Source organism: Streptomyces yerevanensis (assembly GCF_000716805.1).
GTDB lineage: Bacteria > Actinomycetota > Actinomycetes > Streptomycetales > Streptomycetaceae > Streptomyces > Streptomyces flaveus.
This window is the reverse complement of record NZ_JNWJ01000104.1, coordinates 1-13965: the sequence shown is the minus strand read 5'-3', so window position 1 is coordinate 13965 and position 13965 is coordinate 1. Positions and strand designations below refer to the sequence as shown.

12 protein-coding genes and 2 pseudogenes are annotated in these 13965 nt (G+C 68.5%); 7 read left to right on the top strand and 7 right to left on the bottom strand.

Going from position 1 to position 13965, the window contains the following annotated elements; translation table 11 throughout:
* Positions 1-320: 320 nt before the first annotated feature.
* Positions 321-860, bottom strand: a complete 540-nt coding sequence (locus OP79_RS46435; protein WP_033329248.1) for a hypothetical protein — start codon at positions 858-860, stop codon at positions 321-323.
* Between the two features lie 34 nt (positions 861-894).
* Positions 895-2672 (bottom strand): annotated as a pseudogene (locus OP79_RS50130) (IS481 family transposase).
* 254 nt (positions 2673-2926) lie between these two features.
* On the opposite strand from OP79_RS50130, the gene OP79_RS46425 reads away from it, so the two are divergent.
* On the top strand, positions 2927-3433 hold the full coding sequence (locus OP79_RS46425) for a hypothetical protein (RefSeq protein ID WP_033329247.1): 507 nt from the start codon (positions 2927-2929) through the stop codon (positions 3431-3433).
* Positions 3434-3492: 59 nt separating this feature from the next.
* Here the strand turns inward: OP79_RS46425 and OP79_RS53200 are convergent.
* A pseudogene (locus tag OP79_RS53200) lies at positions 3493-3819 on the bottom strand (transposase); the annotation flags it as partial.
* Entirely contained in the window at positions 3818-4771 is a 954-nt protein-coding gene (locus OP79_RS46415; protein WP_033329245.1) for a LysR family transcriptional regulator, read from the bottom strand. The gene OP79_RS46415 and the pseudogene OP79_RS53200, both read right to left, overlap by 2 nt.
* A gap of 71 nt (positions 4772-4842) precedes the next feature.
* On the opposite strand from OP79_RS46415, the gene OP79_RS46410 reads away from it, so the two are divergent.
* A complete protein-coding gene (locus OP79_RS46410) occupies positions 4843-5769 on the top strand; it encodes a dihydrodipicolinate synthase family protein (protein WP_033329244.1) in 927 nt (308 codons plus the stop codon).
* Positions 5770-5827: 58 nt separating this feature from the next.
* Here OP79_RS46410 and OP79_RS46405 read toward each other — a convergent pair whose 3' ends face one another.
* Entirely contained in the window at positions 5828-6754 is a 927-nt protein-coding gene (locus OP79_RS46405; protein WP_033329243.1) for a DMT family transporter, read from the bottom strand.
* 69 nt (positions 6755-6823) lie between these two features.
* Here OP79_RS46405 and OP79_RS46400 point away from each other — a divergent pair, with 69 nt between their 5' ends.
* Positions 6824-7432: a TetR/AcrR family transcriptional regulator gene (locus OP79_RS46400; RefSeq protein ID WP_033329242.1), complete on the top strand. Its 609-nt coding sequence runs from the start codon at positions 6824-6826 to the stop codon at positions 7430-7432.
* Positions 7433-7679: 247 nt separating this feature from the next.
* On the opposite strand, the gene OP79_RS50125 is transcribed toward OP79_RS46400, so the two are convergent.
* Entirely contained in the window at positions 7680-8363 is a 684-nt protein-coding gene (locus tag OP79_RS50125) for a site-specific integrase (protein ID WP_157857513.1), read from the bottom strand.
* Between the two features lie 94 nt (positions 8364-8457).
* Positions 8458-9360, bottom strand: coding sequence for a helix-turn-helix transcriptional regulator (locus tag OP79_RS46390; RefSeq protein ID WP_033329241.1), 903 nt, complete (start codon positions 9358-9360; stop codon positions 8458-8460).
* Positions 9361-9571: 211 nt separating this feature from the next.
* Between OP79_RS46390 and OP79_RS46385 the strand changes: the two genes are divergently transcribed.
* The 4 genes from OP79_RS46385 to OP79_RS46370 all read left to right on the top strand — a co-directional run bounded on the left by OP79_RS46385 (position 9572) and on the right by OP79_RS46370 (position 13341).
* Positions 9572-10549 carry an aldo/keto reductase gene (locus OP79_RS46385; protein WP_033329240.1) on the top strand — a complete coding sequence of 326 codons (978 nt, stop codon included), beginning with the start codon at positions 9572-9574 and terminating at the stop codon, positions 10547-10549.
* Between the two features lie 65 nt (positions 10550-10614).
* A complete protein-coding gene (locus tag OP79_RS46380; protein ID WP_211271013.1) occupies positions 10615-11643 on the top strand; it encodes a zinc-binding dehydrogenase in 1029 nt (342 codons plus the stop codon).
* A 36-nt stretch (positions 11644-11679) separates the two neighbouring features.
* A complete protein-coding gene (locus OP79_RS46375) occupies positions 11680-12531 on the top strand; it encodes an aldo/keto reductase (protein ID WP_033329250.1) in 852 nt (283 codons plus the stop codon).
* Positions 12532-12627: 96 nt separating this feature from the next.
* A complete protein-coding gene (locus OP79_RS46370) occupies positions 12628-13341 on the top strand; it encodes a flavodoxin (RefSeq protein ID WP_245685699.1) in 714 nt (237 codons plus the stop codon).
* The last annotated feature ends 624 nt before the right edge of the window (positions 13342-13965 follow it).

The following is a 13965-nucleotide window of genomic DNA, read 5'->3' as shown; positions in this document are numbered from 1 at the left end:
ACGACAAACGCGACTACATCTTCAACGGCACCCTGACCGTCACGGCCGTCGTCATCTGGCTCCGAGACATCGTCCAAGAGCCATCAGAAACGCCCTAGCGGCGATCGTGCGTCGGTCGTGGGTCCGGATGCTGTTCACGGCTCGTCCGTGCGGGCCAGGCAGCGGACTTCGCCGTCACGCTGTGGTGTGAGGTCTCAGGACTTAGTTGACTCTTCTGACTCATCAGATCCTTGACAGGCTCAAGACTTACTGGACATGGCCGGGCAGCCGAGGTCCGAAGCCGGTCGGCCGAGCTGGTGGCAGCGCTGTGGTGGACGAGATCAGGGCCCGTCTGGGTCGTCCACGATCGGATCGACGTTCCATCGCCGGGGTAGGTCTGCGTCGCAGAAGACGCAGACGAAGTGGCCTTCTCGCACGATGTTGTGCTCCTGGCAGGTGGGACACCGACGGAAGACCACTGCGTGTGTGAAGCAGTCCGGGTGGTCGAGGTCGGCTTGATCCAGTGCCTGTGCGACAGCCGGCCATGAGGCAACGTCCGGGCAGTAGCCGGTCGACTGGTTGCTGATCTCGTTCACCGCCCAGCGTCCGGCCTCGGGGTAGAAGCTGATTTCGCCAGCGCCCAGCACCCGATCGCCGCTCGCGCAGGCGACGTGTTCACTGCGGCGTGGGGCTAGCCGCAGAGCACCGTCCGTGCCGACGACGAAGGTGAAGGGCTCGTCCAGTTCCTCGGCGGTCCGGGCTGCCACCCAGTCCGCGAAGTCGGCGGCTGTGCGGATCGTGGCACCACCGTCCGCTGCCTTGACGGCAGCGATCACATGGTGAGGCCCGACATAGCGGTAGCCTCGTCCCAACGCGCTCATGTCGATCAACGTAGAACACGCAGTCTCGGCGTGCTCAGAGTTTCGGAGCGTGGATCTTGGCCTTCCAGCGAGTCACCGGGTGCTGGTCCTTGCGGGCGTGCAGCGAGATCTCGGCGCCTTCGTAGGTGACGCGGAAGTGGGTGTCCTCGACGTAGATAGTGACGATCCGGCCCGCATAGGTGCGTCCGACGCGCAGGCGCTGGCGGGCCACCATCACGACGCCGTCGGTCGGGACCTTGCGTTCAACGCTGACCGCGGCCGGGGCCGGCGGAAGCTGCGTCGCAGCGACACGGGCACCGACAAGCCGTGGGCGCTCTCCGGCCGTGAACGGCGACGGCAGGGTTTTGGCTAGCAGACCGTCGTGCACCGCGTGGAGGAGGTGCCCGTCGAGTCGCACGATGATCCGCCGGTTGGCGAGTTCAGAGCCTATCTTCACCCGCTGCCCGGCCAGGTTGATCCAGCCGTTCGGATCCACGGTGCGTTCGACTTCGAGCGCCTGGTGCGAGGGAAGGTCGCCCACGCGGTCGACGGCCGGAAGAGCGGGTGGTGGTCCTGCCGGCCGGGCGCCGCGGAGCTTGAGCTGGTGCAGGTGCTCGGCGTCGAGGTTGGACGGCACGGTCTTCACCACCTCGCCGTTCACGAGGACGTGGACGGTGTTCTCATCGACCCAGATACGGGCTCGCAGGCCCGCCTGCCCGGCGCCGAGGCGGATGCGCTGGACGGAGGGGATGATGCTGACCTGGCCGCTGGCCGGGAGCACGGTGTCGAACTCGACCGCGCCGACCGACGGCGCCAACACCAGTGCAGGCGGGGCCGACTCGGCGGGGACGGGCACGGCCTCGGACCGCTGGGCGGGCACGACCTTGACCGGTTCGGGCTGCGGGTTGGGGCGGAACAGGCTGGCCGGTGTGGCCATGTCGAGGGCCTGGTGCGGACGGAGGTGGTTGTAGGTGTGGACCCACTCGGTGATGGCGGCCTGGGCTGCCGCGAGGATGCAAACGGCCCGCAGTCGTCGAGCAGTTCTCTGCGCAGGGTCCGGTGCCAGCGTTCGATCTTGCCGGTGGTGGTCGGTGAGTACGGCTTGGTCAGCTTGGCGCCGATTCCGTTCTCCCGGCAGACCCGCTCGAACAGCACCTCCGCGGGCCGGGGCCGGGTGTAACGGCCGGTGAACTGCTTGCCGTTGTCCGTGAGCACCTCGGCCGGCACCCCGTGGATCCGCATGGCCCGCACGAACGCGTCGGCCACCGTCCTCCCGGAGGGCACCGCGAGCACCTCGGCGACCACGATGAAGCGTGAGTGGTCGTCGATCCCTGTGAGCATCTTGCACTCGCGCCCATCGGCGAGGTAGATCCCGCCGACGAGGTCGAGCTGCCACAGGTGCATCGGCGTCTCGCGCTGCCACCGCTTGTACTTGCGCCGGTGCTGCTGTTCCTGCGGTCGAACGAGGCCGTTGCGGGTCAGGATCCGGTGGACAGTGGCCCGCGACGGAGCGGACTCAGTTCGGGTCCGCGTGATCTCGTAGGCGATCCGTCGGGCTCCCCAGCGCGGATGGGACCGCCGCATCTCGCAGACCAGGGCCTCCACGTCGGCCGACAGCCTGGTCGGACTCGTCCGAGGTCGACGTGATGCCTCCCGCAAGCCTTCGAAGCCACCCGCGGCGTACTTCGCTTTCCACGTGTAGACCGACTGCCGGGAGACCCCGTACCGCTGGGCGACCTCCGTGATCGGCGAACCGTCGAGCACTTCCAGCACCGCCCGGTACCTCTGCTCGACTAACCAGTCGCCCTGCTGCTGGCTCTCCGCCTCCTGAATCACACGCGAAGCATCTGAAAATCCATCAGAAACTGTCAAGGGTGTCCCGAGAACATCACGTCAACTATGTCCTGAGCCCTCACACGACACGACGCCACGCTCTTCGGTCCCACGGACCCCGTGGGCATCCCCGGCTTCGTACAGAGCAACCGCGGAGCGCCCGGCGACTTCGAGGTGGTCGTGGTCACCCAGGACGGGCAGGCCCACCACCTCACCAAGCACAACAGCGCGCCGTGGACCCACACCCCCGGTCAGTGGTACGAGCGGCAGGTCTTCGGGTCGGGCATCGCCTTTGGGGGCCCTCCCTCGTACAGAGCAAACTCGGCACGACCGGCTCGCCGGAGAACGAACAGGGCGAACTGCACTACGTGTGCACGGCAATTGGCGGACAGCTACTCCATTTCCGCCGTGCCTCGGCCACCATCGGGTGGACCCTGATCGGCACCTTCGGCCAGAACGCGACCGGGGCGCCCTGCCTCATCGAGGGCACATACGGAGCGGGGAACGACGCCGGCATCGGCAACTTCGAACTGTGTGTCCCCACAGCCGACGGGCAGATCGAGCACTGGTGGCGCTACAACACCTCGCCCGGTCCCTGGAACCGCTCGGCGGTCTTCGGCGTCGGCGTACGTCGCGTCATCGGCCTGCTGCAGAGCACCTACGGCACGAACCTGGAACTGATCGCGGAACGCACCGACGGGCAGTACCAGCACTACTGGCGGGATGCCAGCGGCTGGAGCGCGGGACCCATCATCACTTGATCGACGTGCCGGGCGCGGTCCGCTCGGTCCTCTAGTGTGATGCGCCTGAAATCACAGGCTTAAGTCTCTCGCCGATTATCGGTGGCTGGCGGAGTGACTTTGGTGAGGTAGCTGGCGAGGGATTTGAGGATCTCATCGGCGGTCTTGGTCCAGGCGAAGGGCCTGGGGTTCTCGTTCCACGAGTCGATCCAGGCCCTGATGTCATCCTCCAGCGCCTTCACCGAGGTGTGGACGCCGCGGCGGATGAGCTTGTCGGTCAGCAGGCCGAACCACCGCTCGACCTGGTTGATCCAGGAGGAGCCGGTCGGAGTGAAGTGGACATGGAAGCGGGGGTGCTTGCCGAGCCAGGTCTTGATCTCGGGGGTGTTGTGGGTGGCGTAGTTGTCACATCACTGAAGCGATCAGTAAGGAGGCACGGCCCGTGGCGCCCACCGCTGTTCGCGCCGCCGCCACGAATGCTGCGATTGCCGGGTGGGTGCCGCCGCCCGCGCGGAAGGCGACCTTCGAACGGCGGAAGAGGGGCAGCCGGGTCAGGACCACGTCCTCGGGGGCGTGTGCGGTGGCCATCTCCGGTACGAATCCGGCGCCTTGCCCGATGGCGGCCAGTGCCAAGACCGTACGGAAGTCGTTGACCTGATGGCGGATGCGCGGCTGGAATCCGGCCGCCTGACAGGCGCGTACGGCCATCGCGTGACCGGTGGTGCCGTCCCGGGCCGTGATCCATGGGGACATGGCCCACGGTCCGAGCAGCTCCGCCAGCGTGTCGCCGCGGGCGACGCGGCCGGTAGCAGGAGCGCTGTCGGTGGCGCCGCCGGTGGCCAGGTACATCGGCTCCTCCAACAGAGGCACCTGGTCGACTGTGGTGTCCGGTGACGCGGGCACGAAGTCGTAGTCGTGGACGAGGGCCACGTCGAGTTCGCCGGCGCGCAGGCCGTCGGAGACCCGCGCCGAGTCGATCTCCTGCACCATCGGTTCCAGCGCGGGATGCCGCTGGGCCAGTTCGGCCAGCGTGGCGGGCACGATCGCGGGGCCGCCAGAGGGAAACGTCCCGATCCGCAGCGGCCCGCCGATGCCCTCGCGTGCCCCGGCCAGCTCGGAGGCCGCCAGTTCGAGGCGTTCGAGGACGGCATCGGCGTGGGTGACGAGGGTGCGGCCCGCAGGGGTGAGCACCACCCGTCTGCCGCTTCGTTCCAGCAGGGGCACGCCCGCCTCGCGCTCAAGCACGCTCAGCTGCTGGGAGACGGCCGAGGCGGTGAAGGCCAGCGCCTCGGCGACGGCCGCGATGGTGCCGCGTCGGTCCAGTTCACGCAGCAGGTGGAGACGTCGAACATCGAGCATAAGGTCAGCTTACGTATAATCGAAGAAATATGAACTGGATCTACGGGGTTTGTGTCGGTCAGGCTGGGCGCATGAAGCCCGAAGCGAATCTCACCGGCCTGTTTGTCCCCTTGGTGACTCCGTTCACCGACGACCTGCGCCTCGCCCCGGACGTGCTCGCCTGCCTCGCCGACGAGGCGCTGTCGGCCGGCGGCGCTCGGGGACTCGTTGCCCTGGGCACCACCGCGGAGGCGGCCACGCTGACCACCGAGGAGAAGCGGGCCGTGGTCCGCATCTGCTCGGCCGCCTGCCGGGCACACGAAGCTCCGCTGATCGTCGGCGTCGGCACCAACAACACCGCCGACGCCATCACGACACTGTGGGAGCTCGCTCAAAGCGGTGACGTCGCCGCGGCGCTGGTTCCCGCGCCGCCCTACACCCGGCCCGGTGAGGCGGGAACGCTGGCGCACTTCACGGCACTCGCTGAGCACGGGGGTCTGCCGCTGGTCGTCTACGACATCCCGTACCGCACCGGTCAGCCCCTCAGCACCAGCACGCTGAAGGCCCTCAGGCACCTACCGGAGGTCGTCGGGGTCAAGTACGCGACCGGTGCGATCGACGCAGCCGCGATGGAACTGCTCGGCTCGTCGACCCCGGGCTTCGCGGTGCTCGGCGGCGATGACGCCGTCATCTCGCCACTGCTCGCGGCGGGCGCCCGCGGCGGCATCCTGGCGTCGGCCAATGTCCGCACCGCTGACTACGCCGAGCTGATCTCGCTGTGGCAGCGTGACGCTGCCGGACCGGCCCGCAGGCTGGGAACCGAGCTGGCCCGGCTGTCCGCCGCGCTCTTCGCCGAGCCGAACCCGACCGTGATCAAGGGGGTGTTGCACGCCCAGGGCCGTATCCCCAGCCCGGCCGTCCGGCTGCCGCTGCTGGCCGCCTCCGCCGATTCGGTCCGGCGAGCGGCAGACCTGGCCACCGCCAGGACCCAACAAACCCACCAAGAGACCGCGGCCTGACACGGGCCCGTGGTCCCCGGGGAACCTGGTGGACTTCGATTCCAACGAGGCAGAGGTATCAAGCGCCGTACTTGGCTGGCCTCGCGGCCTCGCCCGTGTCCCGCACGTGCACCCTGGTGGATGAGGTGTCACCGCGATGGACAATGACGACTGCTGCGAGGCCGACGGCCAGGCCGAAAGCGGTGTGCGGACCGAACGGTTCGCCGAACATGAGGGCTCCCCAGACTGCCGTGACCGGGGCCATGAGGAACATGAGCGTGTTGACCTTGGTAACTCCAGAGCGCCTCAGGATGAGCCAGTACAGCCCGTATCCGCCGAAGGTCGACAAGGCTACGAGCCAGGTGATCGCGGCCCAGAACGAGAGCTCAGCGGGCGGCTCCGCGACTCCGGCGCTCACGGCAAGTGCCGTGAAGATGACGGCACTGGTGGCGCAGTGGACGGTCAGCGACACTGCGGGCGCGACTCGTACGCGGGAGCGGCTTTCGAGGAACGTGGCCGCTACCAGCGAGAACATGCCGAGGAAGGGGATGAGATAGGCCCACCAGGCCGCACCGGTGTCGGCCGCGGCATCAGCCATGGTGACGATGGCGACGCCACTCACCCCCAGGCACAGGCCGAGCCACTGCTTGCGCGAGACGTATTGACGCAACAACGGTCCGGCAAGTGCTCCGGCGACGAGGGGCTGGACGCCGTCGATCAGAGCTGTGGTGCCGCTGGAGACCCCGAGTTGGATCGCGTAGTAGACGGTGAGCAGATAGCCACTCTGCGACAGCACCCCGATCATGGCCTGCCGGGCCACATCCCGCACTGCGAGGTCCCGCCACGACGTTCTGGAGACGGTGGCAATGACGATCAGGATGACGGCCAGCGGCAGGAACCGCCACATCAGGATCGTGACCGCAGATGCACTGCCCGCACCGAGCTTGGCTCCAATGAACCCGGAACTCCAGCAGATCACGAAGGCGATCGAGAGCAGGAAGTTCACGCCTCACCCTCCACTAAACAGATCGGTATACCCATCGGCTCACTATACAGATCGGTATACTGTTGAGGTATGGGCACTACCGAGAGGCCGCGACGGATCACGATGACGCCTGCCGCACGGCGCGTCCTGGAGGCCGCCGCGAGACTGTTCTACGAGCGCGGCATCCATGCCGTCGGGGTGGACCTGATCGCCGCCGAAGCCGGGGTGACGAAGAAGACCCTCTACGACCGGTTCGGTTCCAAGGAGCAGATCGTCGTGGAGTACCTCGCGGATCGTGATGAACGCTGGCGGGCCTTCCTCGCCCAGTGCCTCGACACCGCTCAGCCGACGTCGGCGGCGCGCGTCCTGGCCGTCTTCGATGCCTCACGCGCGTGGTCGGCAAAGAACAGTTCCAAGGGGTGCAGCATGGTCAACGCTCACGCCGAGATCAGCGATCCGTCCCACCCGGCCTACCCGCTCATCACCGGGCAAAAGCAGTGGATGCTCACCCTGTTCACCGACCTCGCCGGGGACATCACCCCGGACAGGGCCGGTCATCTGGGCCAGACACTCATGCTGCTTCACGAAGGAGCGCTCGTCGCCCACGGCCTGAACATCTTCGCGGACCCCATCAGCCATGCCCGCGATCAGGCGCAAGCTCTCCTTGCCGCCACTGGGAACTCCGCAGCGAAGCGGTGAGGCGACACCCAAAAGATCGCTTCTGCGAGCCGGAAATTCGTAGAGGAAGAGCTCTTCGATAGAAGCCGCCGCCGCTCGACCGGCCGGAGATCTTGCAGCCGCATCCGGTGGACACCGCCGGCGCTGAGCCGGTGCACCACGTGCGGGCGGGACGGGTCGGCGATGACCAGGGGCAGCCAGAACCGCTGGTATCCGCCCAGGGCAGTGCTGGTGGGGATTTCGAAGACGGTGACGCTGGCCTGCTCAGTCAGCCGCAGCCCCGTGCGGCCATGAGGTCGCTGAACGTCGCGTTGCGGGCCGCCCACCGGCCGCGGAACCGGTCCGAGGGCAGTCCGTCCGGGCCGTAGCCGCGAAGCCCCACATCCCGCCAGAGCCGGTAGGTCGCCGGCGGCATCCACTCGATGCGCTCCCCGTTCTCGTCATGCGCGTAGGTCGCCGGAACCGTGGAGGGGCCGGTGGGCCGGATGACCGACCCCATCGGCGCGGGGCGGGCGGCGCGATGTGGGATTGGGACCGCCGCGACGTGTCCCTGCCGCACTGCCCACGCGTAGAACTGGTTGACCAGCGAGACTTCGTGATTCCAGGTGCTGCCCTCGACGCAAGGTCCAGTCTCATCTCGGCGGCGCCACTGATGGAACGCCAGGTGATCCGCCTCAGTGGCAGCCCTCCACGATTTCCCACCGCGCGCGGTATGCAGGAACGTGAAGAACCGGGCCAGGGCTCTGGCCCGGTTGGCGTTGTTGTTCCACGGTGCCGTCAGATTCGCCTGAAGGAAGTACGCGTTGAGCGCGACGTCGTACTCGAACCGCGGCGAGAGCAGGAACGGCAGGCCGTCCGGCAGCCCTTCCTCGTCCAGCCACGCCACCAGGTCACCGGGCACTACGTCCAGGAAGGAACGCGTAGTCGTGGGCACGGGTAAGTCGCGGCTCACGAAGTGCACCGTCCACCTGGGTCTGCTCAACACCCGCGGACCCTAACTGGTCAGTGGTCGACTACTCGCTCCTGCCGCAGTACGGGCGGGGCGCTCAGCTCTGTCGACGCGCTGCGTCCCGCTGCGTGGGGCTGGCGGCAGGCGGCGCTGTCATGTCGAGCAGAAGCAGCGCATCGTGGTCGGGGCTACCGGGCTCGGCGGTATAGACGCCGATGCGCTGGCCGGGGGTGCCTTCCACGTGCAGGGACTGCGACGTGAGCGTGAGCGTTCCGACCTGGGGATGGCGGAACGTCTTGTGAGCAGGTTTGCGTCCGGTCACTTCGTAGCGTTCCCACAGCCGTGCGAAGTCGGGGCTTTTGAGGAGGAGCTCGCCGACGAGGTTGGTGAGGTCGGGGGCGTCGGGTGCGGTGCCGGCGACGGCGCGCAGCCGGGCGACGCAGGCGGTGATCTGCCGGTCCCAGTCGGTGAAGAGGTCGCGGGCTGCGGGGTGGAGGAAGATGTAGCGGGCGAGGTTGCGGTGCTTGGCCGGCCAGTCGTCCAGGCCCGCGTACAGGGCGAGGCCGCCGGGGTTCCAGGCCAGTACATCCATGCTGCGGCTGATGACGTAGGCCGGGTTCGGCCGCAGCGACTCGAGCAGCAGCTTCAGGTGGGGGCGCACGGTGCGGCTCGGGGCCGGGGGCGGCTCGGGCGCGTAGCGGGCGGCGCGGGCGGCGAGCTCACGCAGGTGCTGATGCTCCTGGTCATCCATGTGCAGGGCGCGGGCGAGGGAGTCGAGGACGGCGGGGCTGGGGCGGGTCTCCTTGCCGCGTTCCAGGCGCACGTAGTAGTCGATGCTGATGCCGGCGAGGGTGGCCAGCTCCTCACGGCGGAGCCCCGGGGTTCGGCGGATGCCGGCGCCGATGGTGAGGCCGACGTGTTCGGGGCTGGTCTGGGTGCGGCGGGCGCGCAGGTAGCGGCCCAGCTCGGCGCCCTCGCTGTGCGCGCTCTCGGATGCCATGACTCCAGTCTCACCCGCCGGGCACCCACCCCGCGGGCGGGAGGGGGGCCCTGTCGTTACCCCCGAAGAGCCCGCCCTGCCACACCCGAGCAATCCGGGCGAAGGTGAATGAGGAAGACGCCGGCCTCTCGCGCCGCCCGGACTTCGACGGGCACGACCTGCCGGGCAAGAGTGAGAGACCAGGCGACACCCATGATCGGAAGAGGGCGAGATGCGGTACATCAAGCTGCGTGACCTGGAGGTTTCCCGGATCGGGCTGGGCGCCATGGGCATGTCCCACGGCTATACCGGCTCGGGCACCGATGACGCGGAGTCGATCAGGACCGTGCACCGGGCGCTGGAGCTGGGCGTCACGCTCATCGACACCGCCGAGATCTACGGCCCCTACATCAACGAGGAGCTGCTCGGGCGTGCGCTGAAGGGCCGGCGGGACAAGGTGGTGCTGGCCACCAAGTTCGGCCTTGTCTCGCACGGCGGCGACGGCGCGTGGAACCTGGACTCCAGCCCGGCCAACATCCGCACCGCGGTCGAGGGCTCTCTCAAGCGCCTGGGCACGGACCACATCGACCTGTACTACCAGCACCGGGTGGACCCGAACACGCCGATCGAGGAGACCGCCGACGCCGTGAAGGAGCTGATCGACGAGGGCAAGGTGCGTGCCTTCGGGCTTTCGGAGGCCGGCCCGGACACGATCCGCCGCGCCCACGCAGTCCAGCCGGTCACCGCGGTGCAGTCCGAGTACTCCCTGTTCACCCGCGGCATCGAGGACCGTGTCCTGCCCGTCCTGCGGGAGCTGAACATCGGTCTCGTGCCGTTCTCCCCGCTGGGCCGCGGCTTCCTGACCGGCACCGTCCGCTCCACCGACCAGTTCGACGAGAACGACTTCCGCCGCGACAACCCGCGCTTCACCGGCGAGAACTTCCAGCACAACCTGGCGCTCGCCGACGAGGTCAAGGCCCTGGCCGACGAGGCCGGTGTCACGCCCGGTCAGGTGGCACTGGCCTGGCTGCTCGCCCAGGGCGACGACATCGCCCCCATCCCCGGCACCAAGCGCGTCAGCCGGGTCGAGGAGAACGCCGCCGCCGATGCCGTCACGCTGACCGCCGAGCAGCTCGACAAGCTCTCCAGCCTGCCGCCCGCCGCCGGCGACACCCACACCGAGGCCCAGGCGCAGATGCTCGAACGCTGACCCCGCCCCGGCACGCCGCGCTTCGCGTGGCGCCCCCCCGCCACTCGTTTGGAGTAACACCTTTCATGCGTGCAGCAGTGATGTACGGAGCCGGAGACGTCCGCGTCGAGGACCGGCCCGACCCGAAGATAGTCCAGCCGGCTGACGCGGTGGTGCGCGCGCTGGCCGCGTGCGTGTGCGGCAGTGACCTGTGGCCCTACCAGTCGATGCCCGCCACCGACACCGGCCGCCCCATGGGCCACGAGTTCCTCGGCGTCGTCGAGGAGACCGGCGCGGACGTGACCGATCTGAAGACGGGGGACCTGGTCGTCGCCCCGTTCACCTACAGCGACAACACCTGCGACTACTGCGCCAAGGGCCTGCACATCTCGTGCCGCAACGGCGGCCGGTACGGCGTCGACGGCGTCGACGGCGGCCAGGGCGAAGCCGTCCGCGTCCCGCATGCGGACGGCACCCTGGTGAAGCTGCCGGTGGGCGCCGACTCCACGCTGCTCCCGTCGCTGCTGGCCCTGTCGGACGTGATGACCACCGGCCACCACGGCGCCGTCACCGCAGGGATCGGCCGCGGCGACGCGGTGCTGGTCGTCGGGGACGGCGCGGTCGGCCTGTGCGCGGTGATCGCCGCGAAGCGGCTGGGTGCCGAGCGGATCGTGCTCGCCGGCCGTCACGAAGCCCGCACCAGCTTGGGCCGGGAGTTCGGCGCCACCGACGTGGTCGCCGAGCGCGGCGAGGAGGGCATCGCCCGCATCCGCGAGCTGACCGGCGGCGTGGACAAGGTCATCGAGGCCGTCGGCACCCGCCAGGCCCTGGACACCGCGCTCGGCGCGGTCCTGGACGGCGGCACCATCAGCCGCCTGGGCGTTCCCCAGTACGAGCAGGGCCCGATCGGCCCGGCCGAGTTCATGCGCAACATCACCCTGACCGGCGGCGCCAGCCCCGCCCGCGCCTACATCCCGGAACTGCTGGCCGACGTCCTGGACGGCACCATCGCCCCCGGCCGCGTCTTCGACGAGACCTTCCCCCTCGACCGGACTCCGGACGCCTACCGGGCCATGGCCGACCGCCAGGTCCTCAAGGCCCTCATCCGCCCCTGACCTCCCCCCACCCGTACAGCGATGGACATCCCGCTCATGCAGACCGTCACCCTCAACAACGGCGTCGAGATGCCGCTCCTCGGCTTCGGCGTCTACCAGATCCTCGCCGAGGACACCGAGCGCGCCGTCTCCGAGGCACTGGCCGTCGGCTACCGCCTGCTGGACACCGCCGCCGCCTACGGCAACGAGGAAGCCGTCGGCCGCGCCATCAAGTCCAGCGGCATCCCGCGCGAGGAGCTGTTCGTCACCACCAAGCTGTGGGTGCAGGACGCCCCCGCCGAGAGCAACACCCGCCGCGCGTTCGAGACGTCCCTGAACAAGCTGGGCCTGGACCACCTCGACCTGTACCTGATGCACCAGCCCTTCGGCGACGTCTACGGCCAGTGGCGCGCCATGGAGGCGCTCAACCGCGAGGGCGCGGCCAAGGCGATCGGTGTCGCCAACTTCTACCCCGACCGGCTGATCGACCTGATCGTCAACAACGAGATCACCCCGCAGGTCAACCAGATCGAGACCCACCCGTTCTTCCAGCGCGCCGACTACCAGGACCTCATGCGCGAGCACGGGGTACAGATCCAGTCCTGGGGCGGCTTCGCCGAGGGCAAGAACGACCTGTTCACCAACCCGCTGCTCGCCGAGATCGGCAAGGAGTACGGCAAGTCCGTCGCCCAGGTCGTGCTGCGCTGGCTGACACAGCGCGGCGTCATCGCCATCCCCAAGTCGGTACGCGCCGAGCGCATGGCCGAGAACATCAACGTCTTCGACTTCCAGCTCATCGACGAGCAGATGGCCCAGATCGCCACCCTCGACACCGGCAGCTCCTTGTTCTTCGACCACCACGATCCCGAGATGGTCACCTGGCTTGCCAAGCGCCGTCTGGACAGCTGAGCGACGCCCCTCGCTGGCCGCGGGTGCCCTGAAGCGAATGCCCGGGGCACTCGCCCGGCCCCCACTCCGCCAACGGTTCACCGGGAGCCGTCCATCGTGATCACGCCACAGCATCATGCCGCCCTGCCGAGTCGGCGCACCGTTCTGCGCAGCGCACTGCTGACAGCAACCGCCGCTTTGAGCGCGACCTACCTGGCGGGCTGCTCACCGTCCTCACCGCGGTCCGGCATCCCCACCTCCTCCCAGTCCGCCGCGACGACCGGAAGCAACGTGAAACGAGTCCTGCTGGCCTACTTCTCCCGCCCGGGCGAGAACTACTACTACTACTACTACTACGGCGGCCGTATCGACCTGAAGGTCGGCAACACCGAGGTGCTGGCCGACAAGATCGGCAGCCGCATCACCTGCGACACCTATCGCATCCAGGCCGCCGACCCCTACTCGAGCGACTACGACGCGATCGTCCAGCGCAACGTCCGCGAGCAGGACACTGACGCCCGCCCGGCCATCGAAGGCCGCCTGCCCTCCCTCGACGGCTACGACGTCATCCTCCTGGCCAGCCCCATCTGGAACGTCCGAGCACCCATGATCATGACGACGTTCACCGAAGCCCTCGACTTCCGTGGCAAGACCGTCCACCCGGTCACCACCTACGCCATGAGCGGCCTGGACACCACCGAACGCGACCACGCCGCCTCCTGCCCCGGCGCAACCATCGCCGAGGGCTTCGCGGTACGCGGCGAAGAGGTCAAAGACGCCGACACCGAAGTTGAGGCATGGCTGCGACGCATCAGGTTGCCCGTCCGGTGACCACCCCGTCGAGCACACCACGGCCCGACCGGATGGCAGGCACATTCGCCGCAGCCTCAGTGGATCTGCCATGTCGCTGATGGGGCGACTCGGTACACCAACCCAGCCTCGATGTACTGCCCTTCTCGAAACCGGTCACTGACCGCTTATGCACAAGGGTGCGGGTGCCGTAAGAAAATGCCGTGCGTGTGGACTGCGCGTGGGATGCGGGGGATGAGCACCGAGGGGTCGTCGCCCGGATAGAGACACTGGTGGAGTGTCGGTATTCGAGGGTTGCAGTATTCGCCGTAGAGCGAGCAGTTCTGTACCCGGCCTGGTCACGTCAGCGGTGACAAGGTGTAAAGCTCTCGCCGTAACGGGCGCTGTCTGCGCGAGGACGCCGGATCAAGAAGAAGACCGGCCTCTTGCGGTGAACCCGCGCCGGTCGCCCGCGCTCCGGTGCGGGCCTTCGCCCTCTGCCACCGCGCCGTACGGGCCCCTCCCGGCAGCGGCAATCCCGCGCGGCAGAAGGCTCATGCGGCGCTACGAGGTTCACGGCGCCGGCAGGGCACCGATCTGCTGCATCACCCCGAGGAGGTCGGGCTGGCCCCGTTCGCCGACGATCCGGCCGTCGGCCAGGTAGTA